Raw genomic sequence first — 16825 nt, 5'->3', positions numbered from 1 at the left:
TTTTATGATCCGACAGCTGTATGGTTTTTAAGTCCGCTCATATTCGATTGGAAAACCAATTGACGGTTGACTGCGTTCAAATAGGCTTTCGCTGATGCTTCTAATACGTCTTGCGCTATGCCCCGCCCTGCTGATTCTTTTCCGTTCACCAAAACTCTTACATACACCTGGGCAAATGCGTCTTCGCCTTTTCTATTAGACTGAATGCGGTAGTCCAAAAGCTCCACGTCTTTATCGATGCAGCGCTCAAGCGTGTTGTAGATCGCTTCCACGCTTCCCGCTCCAGTTGCCGCTTCCTGAATAAGCTCTGCGTTTTCTTGGTTTCTCAAAGAAAGTGTAGCTGTAGGAACCTGACTTGTTCCGTAATGCACTTGCAAAGAAAGAAATTCATACCCAATCTTGCGGTCTGTTACTTTTTCTTCTAAAATAAGAGAAACAAGATCCTCATCAGTGATTTCTTTTTTCTTCTCAGTCAACTCTTTGAACATCGTAAAAAATTTATTAATCTCTTCACTTTCAAATTGGAATCCTAAAGCAGTCAGCCGGTCTTTAAATGCGTGGCGTCCGGAATGTTTCCCTAGGACAAGCGCATCTGCTGTTACACCGACAAGTTCCGGTGAAATAATTTCATAAGTCGATTTTTCTTTTAAGAAGCCGTCCTGGTGGATGCCTGATTCATGAGCAAAGGCATTATCGCCTACAACCGCTTTATTGCGCGGAACAGCCATACCTGTCAGCTTGCTTACTAAATCGCTTGTTCGCTTAATCTCGTTCAATGTAATGCCTGTTTCAACTTGATAGAAATCTTTTCTGATATGGAGGGCAACGGCAATTTCCTCTAATGCCGCGTTTCCGGCTCTTTCACCGATTCCGTTCACAGCGCATTCGATTTGATCAGCGCCATTTTCAATCGCAGCAAGAGAGTTTGCGACTGCCATTCCCAAATCATCATGACAGTGGGCCGAAAGCTTTGCTTGGTGAATGTTCGGAACGTTTTCCTTCATATATTTAAAGATATTTCCGTATTCCGCTGGAGCCAAGTAGCCGACCGTGTCCGGAAGATTGATAACACTGGCGCCTGCGTCAATGACTTTCTCGACGATTTCCGCTAAAAACGGCAGTTCAGTCCGGCAGGCATCTTCAGCTGACCATTGCACAACCGGAAAGCGCTCTTTTGCGTATTTCACCATTTCAACTGCTCTTGCAATCACTTGCTCACGAGTCATTTTCAGCTTGTGTTTCAAATGAATGTCCGACGTGGCGATAAATACGTGAATTCTCGGATGAGCACCGTCCTTTAACGCTTCCCAAGCAGCATCAATATCACCTTTTACGCAACGGGCAAGACCAGTTACTGAACAATTTTTAATGGTTCTTGCAATTTCCTGAACAGCTAAAAAGTCACCTCGGGACGAAGCGGGAAACCCCGCTTCAATGATATCTGCCCCGAGTCTTTCGAGCTGCTTTGCTATGGCAAGTTTCTCCTGGGTATTTAAGTTCACGCCAGGGGACTGTTCACCATCACGAAGCGTCGTGTCGAAAAAATTAATTTTGCGCAACGGAGACCACCGCTTCCTTCTTCTTGCCTTGTTTCACAAATGGCATCATTTCACGAAGCTTTCTTCCAACAACTTCGATTTGATGTTCGTTTTCGCTCGCATTGATGGCGTTGAAACGAGGACGGTTTACTTGGTTTTCAACGATCCACTCTTTTGCGAATGTACCGTTTTGAATATCTTTTAATACTTCTTTCATAGATTCTTTTACTTTAGCATCAACAACGCGAGGTCCTGATACGAAATCTCCCCACTGCGCTGTGTCAGAGATTGAATATCTCATTCCCGCCAAGCCTTCTTCGTACATAAGGTCTACGATTAATTTCAGCTCGTGAAGACACTCAAAGTATGCAAGTTCAGGCTGATAACCTGCTTCAGTTAATGTTTCAAATCCAGCTTTTACCAGCGAGCTCAATCCGCCGCAAAGAACTGCTTGCTCACCGAACAAATCTGTTTCTGTTTCTTCTTTAAATGTCGTTTCCAAAACGCCCGCTCTTGCGCCGCCGATTCCTTTTGCATATGCAAGGGCTTTGTCTCTTGCTTCTCCAGTCACATCTTGATAAATCGCGAACAATGCCGGTACGCCAGCTCCTTGCTCATATGTTCTTCTTACCAAGTGTCCCGGACCTTTAGGCGCTACCAAGAATACATCTACATCCGCAGGAGGAACAATTTGATGGAAATGAACGTTAAATCCGTGAGCGAACACCAATGATTTTCCAGCTGTCAATTCATCTTTGATTTCAGCTTCGTATACTTTTTGCTGCTGTTCATCCGGAAGCAGAACCATGATGATTTCAGCTTGAGCTGCCGCTTCTTTTACTGAAAATACTTTATGTCCGTCTTCTTGGGCTTGAGTGAAAGATTTTCCTTGTCTAACACCAACGATTACGTCAACTCCGCTTTCTTTAAGGTTCAGGGCATGTGCGTGACCTTGCGACCCGTATCCGATAACTGCTACTGTTTTTCCAGCCAATACGTTCTCTTTGATATCACCGTTATAATATACTTTTACCATTTCAAATCTCTCCCTTGTTATGTTTTATACAATAGATATTGTTTTATTGGATGACGCCTTTTGCTGGGTTCCCCTCGCAAAAGCCGTTGTACCTGTTCTCGCGATTTCTTTAATGCCATAAGGTTTTAACAATTCAATAAGCGCTTCAATTTTGTTAGATTCGCCTGTCACCTGAACAACGATGCTATCTCTGCTGACATCAACGACAGAGGCTCTGAACGGTTCTATGATTCCATTAATCTCTGATCTCGTTGACGGTGCGGATACGACCTTGATTAAGGCCAGCTCCCTCTGGACAATCGATTGATTCGTGATGTCGGTGACCTTCAGCACATCAATCTGTTTGTTGAGCTGTTTTGTCAGCTGTTCAACATCATTTTCTCCTTCAACGTGAACGACAAAGGTGATTCTGGAAACGCCGGTTGTTTCTGTGTGTCCAACTGTAATGCTTTCAATGTTGTAATGTCTTTTAGTGAATAGACCGGTGATCCGGTTTAACACGCCGGAACGGTTCACCACAGTCAATGTGATAATTCTTTTCAAGGTTTCACCCCCACCATTTCATGCAGCCCTTTCCCCGGAGCCACCATCGGAAATACTTTTTCTTCGCTGGCAACCCGCACGTCAATGACAACCGGTTCTTTTGATGTTAATGCCTCTTCCAGCTTATCTTTCACTTCTGCTTCTGATGAAATTCTAATGCCTTTAATGCTGTATGCTTCTGACAATTTGACGAAGTCAGGCTGAGAAGCAAATTTAGATTCTGAATAGCGTTCTTCATAGAAAATTTCTTGCCACTGTCTGACCATTCCGAGACAAGCGTTATTTAAAATCACGACTTTGACCGGAAGATTCAATTCGCGAATGACATCGAGTTCTTGGAGCGTCATTTGAAAACCACCGTCTCCGAGAACCGCGACTACAGTAGCATCTCTATCTGCAAGCTGTGCACCAATCGCTGCCGGAAGGCCGAATCCCATCGTTCCAAGTCCGCCTGATGTGACCCATTTATCTGCTTTTTGGAACGGATAAAATTGCGCTGACCACATTTGATGCTGGCCGACATCCGTTGCGATAATCGCCTCGCCTTTTGTAAATTGATGAATATATTCAATCAATTTCTGAGGTTTAAAGCCTTCTTCTTCATTATCTACGTACCAGAGTGGGTACTCTTCTTTCCATTTGGCGAGCTGTTTTTTCCATTCGCTTGAATCGCTTTGTCTGCCGTCTTGTTTGATCAGCTCCTGCAGGACAATTTTGCTGTCTCCGACTACAGGAATCTGTGTTTTCATGATTTTTCCGATTTCAGCCGGATCAATATCGATGTGGGCAACCTTTGCGTTTCTTGCAAAGTGCTTCAGGTTTCCTGTGACGCGGTCATCAAAACGTGCGCCGATACTAATTAAAAGATCGCAATCATGAAGGGCCATATTGGCTGTGTAAGTGCCGTGCATTCCCGCCATCCCCAGGAAAAGCGGATGGTCAGCCGGAAAGCCTCCCAGCCCCAAAAGGGTGTGTGCCACAGGGATTTGCTGCTGCTCGACATAATTTTTTAATTCTTCTGACGCTTTTCCGTGCAGTACGCCCGCACCCGCCAGGATCACCGGTTTCTTTGCGCTGCTCACGGCTTCTACAAGCTTGCGGATCTGCAAATAATTCGGCTCTGTTGTCGGCTGGTAGCCCGGGAGATTCATCTCATGATCGTAACTGAATTCTCCTTCAATTGTTGCTACATCTTTCGGAATATCAATCAAGACAGGTCCGGGCCTTCCGGTTGTTGCAATATGGAACGCTTCTTTAATGATGCGCGGCAGATCTTCCGGCTGGCGAACTTGGTAGCTGTGTTTTGTCACCGGCATCGTAATCCCTAAAATGTCCGCTTCCTGAAATGCATCGCTCCCGATAACAGAGGTTGCTACCTGCCCGGTAAAAACGACTAATGGCAATGAATCAATCATGGCATCCGCAAGGCCTGTAACAAGGTTTGTCGCTCCCGGGCCTGACGTGGCGATGACGACACCCGGTTTTCCAGATACTCTTGCGTATCCTTCCGCCGCATGGATCGCACCTTGTTCGTGACGGGGAAGGATATGTACCATCCCTGAATTGTAAAGCTTATCGTAAATCGGAAGCACAGCCCCGCCCGGATAACCGAAAATCATTTCTACTTTCTCTTTTTTTAATGATTCAATCAGCATTAATGCTCCGCTCATCGTCTGTGTACATTTGGCAGATGCTGAATCCACCTGTACATTAGTCCCCATTTTAGTTCCTCCTTTTGGATTTTCATCCTCTAAAGATCAATCTTTTTATTAGCTTTATAGCTGATTATTCAATAAAAAAAGCCCTTCCGCCCACAATCAGCCGCGCAGTGAATGCGATAGCTAAAAGGGGCGAAAAGGCTCTTCTTTCCGCGGTACCACCCTTGTTTACAGCCTGTTAAATCGGCCGTCTCATGGATATTTCTATCCGCTTTAATAACGAGTGAATCAAGTTCACCCGGCCAAGTCCTACTATCATTTCAGACTGGCACTCTGAGGCGAGTTCACCTTGTAAAGCTTCGCCGGTTCTCAGCTAACCCGGTTCTCTGTGGAAAGCTTTATCAAGGCTACTTATCCTCATCTGCGCTTTTCATATTCAGTCTCCGGAACAGCTTAGAGCTGTTCAAGGAGGTCGTTTGTTTTTTCACTTTTCAGAATCATATTGCGATCATTTTTGCTTGTGAAGCTTGCGTTTATCTTTTGTTGAACTCATATTACGCCGCTTTGGACGCAGTGTCAACAGCATTTTTTAAAATTATTAGACAATTTTGATTAATCAATCTATATTGTATACGCTTTCATTATTGATGCATAAGGAATCGCAAATGTTAAAAGTTTTTATAATTTTTTCATTAATCTATCAAGGATACACCAGAATTTTTCAATATCATATAAACATGTCATATTTTATAACATTCTATCATTTGGATATATGTTGCAACCTGACAGATCGCCTTGCAAACCCTTTTAATTCGGATAGGCACTTCCATTATTCCTCCGGCATACATTGATGGTATCTTGCAAAGAAAAGGTGATACAATGAATAAATCATTAGCAGATATGCAAGGATTCCCCGCAGGCTTTCCCAGCTTTCCGCAACCGTATTACCCTACTGCCCCTGCCTTTTACCAGCAAAGCCATCAGCCATTCGGAGGCTATGGATACGGTCAGCCGTACAGCCAGGCATACAGCCCGATAAGCACTCCCTCTGCTATGTACTCCTCCTATCCATATGCTTCAGGATTTTACGGGCAGCAATTTGCAGGTGCTGGCTATAGCGGCCATGGCGGCGGTTTCAGTATCCCGGCGACACACGCCGGCGGATTCGGCGGAGCAGGCGCACATGGAGGCTTTAGATATTAACGAAGACCCAGGGCCGAACATCTATTTCGGCCCTTTTTTGCTTTGAAACGTCTTTCACAAATCATATCATTCCAAAGAATGATCTATACTGTCAGATTTTCTGTCTTTATATTTGGAAACAGGATGAAATATGATTAAGATGAAATGAAAATATGTTCTGCAAACCTGCAAGTTTTTGAGGAGGAATAGAATTGTATATAAAAATAGATGATGTAACTGGACAACAGGTGATCTCACTTGTGAATGAGCATTTACATAGCATGACACTCATGTCCCCGCCAGAAAGCATCCATGCCTTAGGTTTAGAAAGGCTGCGAGGGCCTGAAATCACATTTTGGAGTGCCTGGGAGGGTGATGAACTAGCCGGCTGCGGAGCGCTTAAAGAACTGGACAGCCGGCACGGAGAAATCAAATCAATGCGCACGTCTGCATCCCATTTAAGAAAAGGCGTTGCCAAACAAGTTCTTCAGCACATCATAGAGGAGGCTGCAAAGCGAGGCTATGAGCGGCTAAGCTTAGAAACGGGTTCAATGGCTTCATTTGAGCCGGCAAGAAAATTGTATGAAAGCTTCGGTTTTCAGTACTGTGAACCGTTTGCAGACTATGTTGAAGATCCAAACAGTGTGTTTATGACGAAGAAGCTGTGAGGCATTTTTATAGGGTAGATAAGTGCAGAGAGCATTCTGTCTTGTCTATCCTTTTTTATTTTCACACACCTAATTCGCGTGTATGAAACACACCCGGTGTTTTCAATCTTGTTTATTTTAAAGAGCAGCGGGAATTAAAAACGACATGAACGATAAAATGCAAAATTGATAAAGGAGGAGATTAATATGAAAAGTATAGTTGGTGTATACGAAACTCCACAGGAAACCATTGCAGCAATTGAAGGCTTACTGACAAAAGGCTATGATTCTGACGACATTTCTGTTGTGACAAGCCGTCGAGATACAGATTATCTTGAATCACGCACAGGAACAGAAGTCAATCAGGCCATCGATGCACGTGAGGGCGAATCTGAATCTTTTTTCGATAAACTGAAAGATTATTTCACAATGGATGATACCGCCGCACACAGCAAAGCATTATCCGATCTGGATATCACCACTAACGAAATAGACAAGTACCAAGAAGATTTGGATGACGGCAAACTCCTTGTGGCCGTTGAGACAGATGCAGATGTAAATGCTCCTATCGATAACGGCAATGCCCTTTCAGGCGGCTTTTCAAGCACAAATGAAACGGCGGATTATACAACGAAAGAAGAAAAAACAATGCCGCTGCGGGAAGAACAGCTGAAAGTCGACAAGGAAGACGTTCAAACCGGCGAAGTAGAGATAGGAAAAGAAGTGAAAACAGAACAAAGAGATATGGACATCCCGGTGAGACACGATGAAATTTATGTCGAACGCCGCCCAGTGGATGAAAACACAGCGGACGCTTCTCCTGTAAACGATGCAGAAACTGTCAGAGTTCCAATCGTTGAGGAAAAGCTGGAAGTGACTAAAAAACCAGTTGTCACTGATGAAGTGGTTGTCGGTAAACGCACTGTTGAAGAAAATGAGCATGTTTCTGAAACTGTGAAAAAAGAAGAACCTCGTCTGAATAAAGAAGGAAAAGTTGACGGCTTGGATGATGATCCGTTACATCACAAATCAAATAATAGATCTTAAACCTACAACAAAAAACCTCAAATCCTTAAAGGATTTGAGGTTTTTCTTTTGGTACGTCCCAGGAGAGATTCGAACTCCCGACCGACGGCTTAGAAGGCCGTTGCTCTATCCAGCTGAGCTACTGGGACATGTTTTGTTTTTTTGTTTTCGCTTTAACTATCAGCGACAAGATTTATTATATATGGGATGCAACAATAAGTCAACGGTTTTTTTAGAATTTTTTTCATGAGGAAGAAAAATTTCTTCCTCATGACTTTTTTATAGTGTGACCTGGTTTTGCAGATCCTCAATTTCATGGCCTGATTGGTCGTAAAAACGCACTGTCGCGGCATCATTTTCTAAGGTTAGTATAGCATAGCTTTCAGTCCTGCGCACCCTCGGAAGCCGGATGCTGCCTGGATTAATCATCAGTTTTCCGCGCAGCACTTCACTTCCCGCGATGTGTGAATGCCCGAAACAGATAATATCCGCTCCGAGCTCCTCTGCACGATAGTATACGTTTAACAAGGTCTGTTTTATACCGTGAAGGTGGCCGTGCGTGACCAGTATTTTTTTTGAACCGGCAGTCAGAAGAAGCTCGTCCTTAAAATCGCCTACAAAATCGCAATTGCCTTTTACAACCGCATAAGGATTTAATGCCGGATGCCCTGTTTCAAGCTCAGAGTCTCCGCAATGAATCATGAGATCAACTTCTGCTTCATGCCGTTTCGCAATGGTTTGGAGTTCTTCTTCAAGCCCATGGCTGTCACTGATAATCAGCACGTTCATGTACAAGCTTCCTCCTTATGCCTCCAAAAGCTTAGACAGCTTTTTAAGCGCGTCAGCCCTATGGCTGATTTTATTTTTTTCATCACTTGTCAGTTCGGCCATTGTCTTATCTTTATCTTTCACAATAAAGATCGGGTCATAGCCAAAGCCGTATTCTCCTCTCGGTTCTTCAGCAATATACCCTTCAACATGGCCTTCGACAGTTTTTGTTTCGTCACCGGGGATACTCACAGCCAGCGCGCACCGGAAACGGGCCGTGCGCTGTTCTTTTTCAATTCCTTTCAGCTCGCTGAGCACTTTATCGATATTTGCCTGGTCGTCTTTCTGTTCCCCTGCATAGCGTGCGGAATAAACGCCGGGTCTGCCTCCAAGGTTATCGATGGACAGACCGGAGTCGTCCGCAATCACCATTTTGTTCACTGCTTTGGCAACAGCTTCAGCTTTTAAAATGGCATTTTCTTCAAACGTATGGCCTGTTTCCTCAATTTCTTCTGTGAATCCAATTTCAGCTAAAGATTTGACATCATAGCCTTTTGGCTCAAGGATTTCTTTGAATTCCTTCACTTTTCCCGGATTATGTGTCGCAATAATTGCTTCTTTCATGATGATCAAGCCTTTCTGTCTTTATTTCAGTTCTGGCAGAGAATCACCCAGCACTTCTTTTTGCTTGTCAATCAGTTCCTGAATGCCTTTTTCTGCAAGACCGAGAAGACCGTTCAGATCCTCCCTTGAAAAAGTCGCCTCTTCCCCGGTTCCCTGCAGCTCTACAAAGCGGCCGCTGCCTGTCATAATGACATTCATGTCAACTTCAGCGGAGGAATCTTCTTCATAATTTAAATCTAACAAAATTCCCTGTTCCTTATCAATTCCGACAGAGATCGCAGCAAGAAAATCAGTGATCGGATTTGTCTTGATCGTTCCCGCTTTGATCAGCTTGCCAATCGCAATCGCCATAGCAAGAAATGCACCTGTAATCGAAGCGGTTCTTGTCCCGCCATCGGCCTGAATGACATCACAGTCAATCCAAATCGTCCGTTCACCGAGCTTTTCTAAATCTACGACTGCCCGAAGCGCGCGGCCGATCAGGCGTTGAATCTCCATTGTTCTGCCGGAAATTTTCCCCTTAGAGGATTCTCTGATTGTTCTTTGGTTTGTTGCCCGCGGCAGCATGCTGTATTCAGCTGTAATCCAGCCTTTTCCTCCGCCCCGCAAAAATGGCGGCACGCGGTCCTCAACAGACGCGTTGCAGATTACTTTTGTATTTCCTGCTGTTATTAGAACAGAACCTTCCGGATGGCTGATAAAATCCAAATCGAATGTGATTGGACGCAGCTCATCATGTTGTCTTCCGTCATGTCTCATGTTTTACCTCCGATTGTATGTACATAAACCATTTTTGTTCCGGAATTGAATAAAGAAAGAGGCAGCCGGAACGCTAACCTCTTTCTTTCTAGTATATCAAAAATCCCAATTTAAAAACTACCCGTATTCACTTGAGAAGGTCTGGAGACCGGTTCTGTGAGCTTTTCGCCTTTTTCATTTACAAGCTCTGATTTCCCGTTTACTTTAACAGAGACACTTTTTACCTCCGGTTGCTCCGTTAACGTCAGCACAATGCTATTCAGCACTTCTGAAGAAATCATTTTCGTCTTTTCATCGGCGCTGCCGAATATAGATTGATTGAAATCTAACGTCACCCGTCCGTCTTTGATTTTCGGTTTGCTGACCAGCTTTACATCTTCACTGAAGTCTGTTAACAGCCCACTCACCTTGCTTGGGCCTTTAGCCAATTCATTGATCGCTGCTGTGATGTCGTCTTTTTCCGAATTGTCGATCCGTTTCGTCACCGGCACGTAGTACTCACTGTCTTCGTTTTCCGCCAAATAATAAACTGTGAGCGGATGTGTTGCAGTGAGATCATTTACGCCAGATGTTTCCATATTAATTCCGTCTTTTCGGCTTAAATCATCTGAGATCGGCGTGCCGCCTACAGGCATCTCCTTCAGTTCATGGCCGTTTATTCTCAGCTTCACTTTATCTATCGAACTGAATTGCGTAAGCGTCCATGTCACAGATTGAACGATTTTCTGTTCGTCTTCCTTCTTATAATTTTTAAATTCACTAGAGAAATCAGCTATTGCTGTCCCATCTTTTTTGATGTCAACGTTAACGGTTGTGTCAGCCGGCAATACGGCTCTGAAGCCATTCGGAAGAATTTCTGACACAGGTCCGCCCTGAACGAGGTATTCAAGCGCCTGTTTGGCCGTGCCTTCACTTTTCGGAAGGGGCAGCGTTTGGGCAACGACATACCCGTTTTTATCAATGAGATAAAGCTCCCTCATGACTGTAGATGAGGCTTGATCCGCTTTGGCGGTATCGTTTTTTTCACTTTCTGTTTTTTCGGCTGCTGTTGTATTTGAATTGGCCCCCGCTTCATCGTTCACGTATGTAACGTCTTGAGGCGGATCAATTTCCTCGGCTGCCTTATCAGATTGAAACAAACCGCATCCGGATAAAAGCAAGGCAGAGGTGAGACAAGTGGCACCAATGACTGCAGGTCCTTTTTTCAGCATACTTTTCCCTCCTAAGGCTGTTTGTACTATTATGTATACGAGCCTTATTAGGAAATAGACCGAAGAATTCCGGCAAAACAGAAAAAAACCCGCAACATGCTGTTGCGGGGAAAACTATCTTCTAATCGGTTCTTGCAGTGAGATGCATTCCACATAGCCCACCTCATGGCCAAACCAGTCATCTGCAATTTTTGCAAACTGATCACGTGCTCCTGTTGTCAGGAACTGATGATCCGGAACAATCGGAGACTGGTTCAGCAGCCCTTTATATGAGAGAATCGTGCTGACTTCCCTTGCTGTTTCATCGCCGGACGAAATAATGTTTACGTGCTCTCCCATATATCTCTGAATGGATTCTTTTAAAATAGGATAGTGGGTGCAGCCTAAAATCAGCGAATCAATCGATGTGTCTTTTAACGGGTACAGCGATGTTTTGACAATTTCGTCTGCTGTTTTGTCAAGAAACTTCCCGCTTTCCACAAAAGGCACAAGCAGCGGGCAGGCAAGGTTCTCAACCTTCAGATCAGGATTCAATGCTAAAAGCGCCTCTTCGTACGCATTGCTCTTAATCGTATTCTCTGTACCGATGACACCGATATGCTGATTTTCTGTTACTTTTATCGCTGCTCTCGCACCCGGCTGGATCACTCCGACCACAGGTATACCGACACTGCGCTGGATGTCTTCCAATGCGATCGCTGTTGCTGTGTTGCAGGCGATCACGAGCATTTTGATGTGGTGGTTTTCGAGTAAATAATTCGTCAGCTCCCACGTATATTGAAGCACTTCTTCTTCAGGGCGCGGCCCGTATGGACACCGTTTCGTATCCCCGACGTAGATAATATTTTCTTTTGGTAGCTGTCTCATGATTTCCTTTGCAACGGTTAAACCGCCAACCCCGGAATCAATGACTCCTATTGGTTGTTCCAACAAAATCGCCTCATTTTCTCTTCATTTCATGCTGCAGTTTCATCAATGATTTTTCGAAGATGGCTATTTCTTCATCTGTAAACGTTTCGAACATATCACGCAGATATTCCTGCCTTTTGGTAATGACCTCTTGGATAATCCGTTCTCCTTCAGGCAGCAAATGTATCCGAACAACGCGTCTGTCCGCCGGGTCCTTGACCCGCTCAACAAGCTTATTTTTTTGCATACGGTCGATTAAGTCCGTTGTCGTGCTGCATGCCAGATACATTTTGCCCGATAGTTCGCCGATTGTCATATCTCCTAATTCATAAAGCCATTGCAGGCCGACAAATTGCGGCGGCGTAATCGCATATTGGTTAAGGATTTCTCGTCCTTTTTGCTTAATGATCGCGGCAATGTGGCGGAGTGACTTTTCAATATCCGCAACATGCTCCAAAGGTTTTGATGTCATTTGTCCATCCCTCACTCAAGGATCTCTTACGCTCAAAAGCGTTCCGTGTCTATTTTCCTTCTTTTTTGAAGAAAATGCAAGACTCGCTGGAGAGAAATAGAGGACTTTAGGCAAACAACATCAAATAGAAAAATTTGTTTTACGCCTTGCCATCCAAGTTTTGCATAGCATTCCAAATACGGTTTCGAACGTTCCAAACAAACAGCAATAACCGGCTCCTTCCTAAAAAGAAGGAATACCGGCAAGGATTAAAGCTCTAGCTCACCCATTCTAAGAAGCTCAACAACGGCTTGCGAACGCCCTTTCACACCCAATTTCTGCATGGCATTTGAAATATGGTTTCGAACGGTTTTCTCACTGATAAATAGCTCGCTTGCAATCTCCTTTGTTGTCTTATCTTGAACGAGCAATTCGAACACTTCTCTTTCTCTTTTCGTTAGCAGCGGCTTCGATTGAAATTCTTTCTCCTTCAAGTATTGTAACCCTCCTTGCTAAGGTGAGAGCGAATCAGAAACGAATGGGTTTTGATATAGTCGAGATATCATATGTAAGAAGGGCACAGGAGGTGACGTTTACAAGAGAATTAGTTTATGGTGTATGGAGAAGCGTTTCTTTCTCCTCATCCGTCCAGCTGACAGCCTTGCCGCTTTCCTTTGAGATTTGGACCATCACAACTGCTCCAGTAAAGCAGGGCTCGCCATTGCGGTTCTCTCCGAGATAATGCAAGGTAAGGGATGAGCTGCCGACGGCACTTGTTTTCACATAGATGCGCAGCTCTTCATAAGGCATGACTTGGCGCAAATAATCGCATTGCTGGCTTGCCACGACTGTCATGGTCTGTTTGTTTTCATTCATCATATTCAGCTTTTTAAAATAAGAAATCCGCGCCTCCTCAAAGTATATGAAAGGGACTACATTATTCATATGGCCAAACATGTCCGTCTCGGAAAAACGCACGGATACTTCATTAAAAAAAGAAAAGGACTCTTTCCATTCTTGAAACGGCTCATCAATATAAGCGGGAAGCTTCATCTTTATTCATCTCCTTATTGTTAAAAAAACCTCTCCCATGCGGAAGAGGTTGTTTCTTCTTATACTCTGTCGCTTCCGAAGAAATTGCGGAACGCTTGTAAGTTTGTATCTCTGTTTAAGGCAGCAATGGAAGTAGTGAGCGGGATGCCTTTCGGACAGGATTGAACGCAGTTTTGCGAGTTGCCGCAATCTGCAAGGCCGCCTTCATCCATCAGTGCTTCTAATCGGTCAGATTTATTCATCGCGCCTGTCGGATGTGCGTTAAACAGGCGGACCTGAGACATCGGTGCCGGCCCCATGAACTTCGATTTGCTGTTCACATTCGGGCAGGCCTCGAGGCAGACGCCGCACGTCATGCATTTTGATAATTCATATGCCCATTGACGGCGTTTTTCCGGCATTCTCGGTCCCGGTCCTAAATCGTACGTGCCGTCAATCGGTATCCACGCTTTTACCTTTTTCAATGAATCAAACATTCTGCTCCGGTCAACCTGCAAATCACGCACGACTGGGAATGTTTTCATTGGTTTTAAGCGGATCGGCTGTTCAAGCTGATCGATAAGTGCCGTACAAGACTGGCGGGGCTTTCCGTTTATGACCATTGAACATGCGCCGCATACTTCTTCAAGACAGTTCATATCCCATGTGACAGGGGTTGTCTTTTCACCTTTCACGTTAACCGGATTCCGGCGAATTTCCATCAGGGCGGAAATGACGTTCAGGTTCGGGCGGTATGGAACCTCAAATTCTTCATCGTAAGGCGTGCTGTCAGCTGTATCTTGACGTGTGATAATAAATCGTATGGTTTTTTGTTCACTCATGATTATTTCGCCACCTTCTTCTTCGAGTAATCCCGTTTCCGAGGCGTTATCAGTGATACATCGACATCCTGATACTCAAATTCCGGCGCTTCATACGGGCTTACATGTTTAGCCATTGTTGTTTTGAGCCATTCATCATCATTACGTTCAGGATAATCCGGTTTATAATGGGCGCCCCGGCTTTCATTGCGGTTGTATGCGCCAAGGGTAATCACCCTTGCAAGCTGAAGCATGTTCGAGAACTGGCGTGTGAACATTGCCCCCTGGTTGCTCCATTTTGTTGTGTCATTGATGTTGATCTTTTTAAATCGCTCCATTAATTCCTGAATTTTGTCATCCGTTTTCAATAGCTTGTCGTTATGGCGGACAACTGTGACGTTCGCCGTCATCCACTCACCAAGCTCTTTGTGAAGAACATAGGCATTTTCGGTTCCGTCCATACTCATAATCTCAGCCCATTTTTCTTCTTCTTTTTTAACGTGAGCGTCAAATAAAGATGAGGACATGTCTTCTGCTGAAGATTCTAAGCCGTTTACATATTTCACCGCATTCGGTCCGGCCACCATTCCTCCGTAAATCGCGGAGAGCAGAGAGTTTGCCCCCAAGCGGTTGCCGCCGTGCATAGAGTAATCACATTCCCCGGCTGCAAACAGTCCCGGGATGTTTGTCATTTGATCGTAATCCACCCATAAACCGCCCATTGAATAATGGACCGCCGGGAAGATTTTCATCGGAAGCTTCCGCGGGTCGTCTCCCATGAATTTCTCATAAATCTCAATGATGCCGCCAAGCTTGATATCAAGCTCTTTCGGATCTTTATGAGACAGATCGAGATACACCATGTTTTCGCCGTTAATGCCGAGCTTCTGGTTGACGCATACATCAAATATTTCGCGTGTCGCAATATCACGCGGCACCAGGTTTCCATAAGCCGGATATTTTTCCTCTAAGAAATACCACGGCTTACCGTCTTTATATGTCCACACGCGACCGCCTTCACCGCGCGCTGATTCACTCATCAGTCTTAGTTTATCATCGCCCGGTATGGCTGTAGGGTGGATTTGAATGAATTCTCCGTTTGCATAATACGCTCCCTGCTGATAAACGATCGACGCAGCAGACCCTGTATTAATCATGGAGTTAGTCGATTTTCCAAAAATGATTCCCGGTCCGCCCGTCGCCATGATGACAGCGTCTGAACGGAAGGATTCAATTTGCATGTTTGTCAGGTTTTGCGCAACAATTCCGCGGCAGGTTCTGTCATCATCTAATACAGCGCCAAGGAATTCCCAGCCTTCGTATTTTGTAACCAGACCCGCAACTTCGTATCTGCGCACTTGCTCGTCCAGTGCGTAAAGCAGCTGCTGTCCCGTCGTCGCACCCGCATAAGCTGTTCTGTGGTGCTGTGTACCCCCGAATCGGCGGAAATCAAGCAGCCCTTCAGGCGTCCGGTTAAACATGACGCCCATCCGGTCTAATAAGTGGATGATAGAAGGCGCCGCTTCACACATCGCTTTAACCGGCGGCTGGTTTGCAAGAAAGTCCCCTCCGTATACAGTGTCATCAAAATGTTCCCACGGAGAGTCACCTTCCCCTTTTGTATTGACCGCTCCGTTTATGCCGCCTTGCGCACAAACCGAATGAGAACGTTTGACAGGAACGATGGAAAACAGCTTAACCGCCATTCCTGATTCCGCTGCTTTAATTGTCGCCATGAGGCCGGCAAGACCCCCGCCGACTACGATAATGCTTGATTGACTCATGATAGCCCCTCTCCCTCTAGTAATCTAGTACTCTTAAACAAATGCAAAAATCGCTTTTAAGCCTACGTAAGACAGTGCAACAAAAATAATCAGCGTAACGTAAGTCGAAATTCTTTGAGAACGAGGCGTTACCGTGATGCCCCATGTAACAGCGAAAGACCATAAACCGTTTGAGAAGTGGAAAATTGTTGATAAAACACCGACAATGTAAAAGCCAAGCATAGCCGGAGAGCTCAAAATATTCGCCATCATGTCGAAATTGACCTCAGCGCCCATTTGTGCGGCAATACGGGTTTCCCACACGTGCCAGCTCACGAAAATGAGGGTGATGATACCGGTTACACGCTGCAGGACGAAGAGCCAGTTTCTCATATAGCTGTATTGACCTGCGTTATTTTTTGCAGTAAACGCTATGTACACACCATAAACTGCATGATAAATTAATGGTAAGAAGATAATAAAAATTTCCAAGGCATACCTGAAAGGCAGACTATCCATAAAATGAGCAGCACTATTGAATGCTTCAGCGCCCCTTGCGGCAAACTGGTTGACGACTAAATGCTGAATGAGAAAGATGCCGACCGGTATGACGCCAAGCAAGGAATGCAATCTTCGAAAATAAAACTCTCTGTTCCCAGACATTACTTTACCCCCTGTTTGATAAGTGCGAAATGTGCTAAATCTCTTCCCCCACTTCTTTCAATTGTAAGCACTTTATTAAGATTTATTGACAATTTCATTTTACTCCTCCCTCAAAAGGGCGTCAAGAAAACGCGTACATAAATTATAATTTTCCGAATTGAATAGTTGATTTAAAAATTTTATTTTATCAATAT

At 44.7% G+C, this 16825-nt stretch carries 18 protein-coding genes, 1 tRNA gene and 1 other annotated feature; of the genes, 3 read left to right on the top strand and 16 right to left on the bottom strand.

The features are described 5' to 3' along the window. Positions 1-2: 2 nt before the first annotated feature. From AC0DBE_RS01145 to ilvB, 4 genes are read right to left on the bottom strand one after another with little or no spacing between them, the layout of a single operon-like run. A complete protein-coding gene (locus AC0DBE_RS01145; RefSeq protein ID WP_079288060.1) occupies positions 3-1559 on the bottom strand; it encodes a 2-isopropylmalate synthase in 1557 nt (518 codons plus the stop codon). Further along, the gene (gene ilvC / locus AC0DBE_RS01140; RefSeq protein WP_072182697.1) at positions 1546-2574 is read right to left on the bottom strand and encodes a ketol-acid reductoisomerase; all 1029 of its coding nucleotides are present in this window, start codon (positions 2572-2574) and stop codon (positions 1546-1548) included. Before ilvC ends, AC0DBE_RS01145 begins: the two co-directional genes overlap by 14 nt. Before the next feature lie 24 nt (positions 2575-2598). Further along, positions 2599-3117: an acetolactate synthase small subunit gene (gene ilvN, locus AC0DBE_RS01135; protein WP_003222543.1), complete on the bottom strand. Its 519-nt coding sequence runs from the start codon at positions 3115-3117 to the stop codon at positions 2599-2601. Further along, a complete protein-coding gene (gene ilvB / locus AC0DBE_RS01130) occupies positions 3114-4838 on the bottom strand; it encodes an acetolactate synthase large subunit (RefSeq protein ID WP_472960775.1) in 1725 nt (574 codons plus the stop codon). The genes ilvN and ilvB overlap by 4 nt, the downstream gene beginning before the upstream one ends. A 122-nt stretch (positions 4839-4960) precedes the next feature. Continuing rightward, positions 4961-5208, bottom strand: a binding site (T-box leader). A 446-nt stretch (positions 5209-5654) separates the two neighbouring features. On the opposite strand from ilvB, the gene AC0DBE_RS01125 reads away from it, so the two are divergent. From AC0DBE_RS01125 to AC0DBE_RS01115, 3 genes are all read left to right on the top strand, one after another. Beyond that, positions 5655-5978, top strand: a complete 324-nt coding sequence (locus AC0DBE_RS01125) for a hypothetical protein (protein WP_014114685.1) — start codon at positions 5655-5657, stop codon at positions 5976-5978. Between the two features lie 191 nt (positions 5979-6169). Further along, entirely contained in the window at positions 6170-6625 is a 456-nt protein-coding gene (locus tag AC0DBE_RS01120; protein ID WP_072182699.1) for a GNAT family N-acetyltransferase, read from the top strand. Positions 6626-6811: 186 nt separating this feature from the next. Then, a complete protein-coding gene (locus tag AC0DBE_RS01115; protein ID WP_472960774.1) occupies positions 6812-7651 on the top strand; it encodes a YsnF/AvaK domain-containing protein in 840 nt (279 codons plus the stop codon). Positions 7652-7705: 54 nt separating this feature from the next. On the opposite strand, the gene AC0DBE_RS01110 is transcribed toward AC0DBE_RS01115, so the two are convergent. The 12 genes from AC0DBE_RS01110 to sdhC form a co-directional block, all read right to left on the bottom strand. Continuing rightward, a tRNA-Arg gene (locus tag AC0DBE_RS01110) sits at positions 7706-7779 on the bottom strand. A 130-nt stretch (positions 7780-7909) separates the two neighbouring features. Further along, positions 7910-8419 carry a metallophosphoesterase gene (locus tag AC0DBE_RS01105; protein WP_072566647.1) on the bottom strand — a complete coding sequence of 170 codons (510 nt, stop codon included), beginning with the start codon at positions 8417-8419 and terminating at the stop codon, positions 7910-7912. 15 nt (positions 8420-8434) lie between these two features. Next, entirely contained in the window at positions 8435-9031 is a 597-nt protein-coding gene (locus AC0DBE_RS01100; protein WP_079288064.1) for an XTP/dITP diphosphatase, read from the bottom strand. A gap of 12 nt (positions 9032-9043) precedes the next feature. Further along, positions 9044-9781: a ribonuclease PH gene (rph, locus tag AC0DBE_RS01095; protein WP_003246039.1), complete on the bottom strand. Its 738-nt coding sequence runs from the start codon at positions 9779-9781 to the stop codon at positions 9044-9046. A 110-nt stretch (positions 9782-9891) separates the two neighbouring features. Continuing rightward, positions 9892-10992, bottom strand: a complete 1101-nt coding sequence (gerM, locus tag AC0DBE_RS01090) for a spore germination protein GerM (RefSeq protein WP_061186715.1) — start codon at positions 10990-10992, stop codon at positions 9892-9894. Between the two features lie 114 nt (positions 10993-11106). Continuing rightward, complete coding sequence (gene racE / locus AC0DBE_RS01085; RefSeq protein ID WP_072182703.1) at positions 11107-11925, bottom strand: glutamate racemase; 819 nt, start codon at positions 11923-11925, stop codon at positions 11107-11109. A 7-nt stretch (positions 11926-11932) separates the two neighbouring features. Then, a complete protein-coding gene (locus AC0DBE_RS01080) occupies positions 11933-12373 on the bottom strand; it encodes a MarR family winged helix-turn-helix transcriptional regulator (protein ID WP_014114692.1) in 441 nt (146 codons plus the stop codon). A gap of 248 nt (positions 12374-12621) precedes the next feature. Then, a complete protein-coding gene (gene gerE / locus AC0DBE_RS01075; protein WP_003184172.1) occupies positions 12622-12846 on the bottom strand; it encodes a spore germination transcription factor GerE in 225 nt (74 codons plus the stop codon). A 115-nt stretch (positions 12847-12961) separates the two neighbouring features. Next, positions 12962-13405: an acyl-CoA thioesterase gene (locus tag AC0DBE_RS01070; protein ID WP_472960773.1), complete on the bottom strand. Its 444-nt coding sequence runs from the start codon at positions 13403-13405 to the stop codon at positions 12962-12964. A gap of 59 nt (positions 13406-13464) precedes the next feature. Then, entirely contained in the window at positions 13465-14226 is a 762-nt protein-coding gene (gene sdhB / locus AC0DBE_RS01065; RefSeq protein ID WP_003222517.1) for a succinate dehydrogenase iron-sulfur subunit, read from the bottom strand. Positions 14227-14228: 2 nt separating this feature from the next. Next, positions 14229-15989, bottom strand: a complete 1761-nt coding sequence (gene sdhA, locus AC0DBE_RS01060) for a succinate dehydrogenase flavoprotein subunit (protein WP_041338046.1) — start codon at positions 15987-15989, stop codon at positions 14229-14231. A 33-nt stretch (positions 15990-16022) separates the two neighbouring features. Beyond that, positions 16023-16631 carry a succinate dehydrogenase cytochrome B558 gene (gene sdhC / locus AC0DBE_RS01055; RefSeq protein ID WP_003222512.1) on the bottom strand — a complete coding sequence of 203 codons (609 nt, stop codon included), beginning with the start codon at positions 16629-16631 and terminating at the stop codon, positions 16023-16025. Between the last annotated feature and the right edge of the window lie 194 nt (positions 16632-16825).

The organism is Bacillus sp. VA15 (genome assembly GCF_055721145.1).
This window is presented reverse-complemented; position numbering and strand designations above follow the sequence as displayed.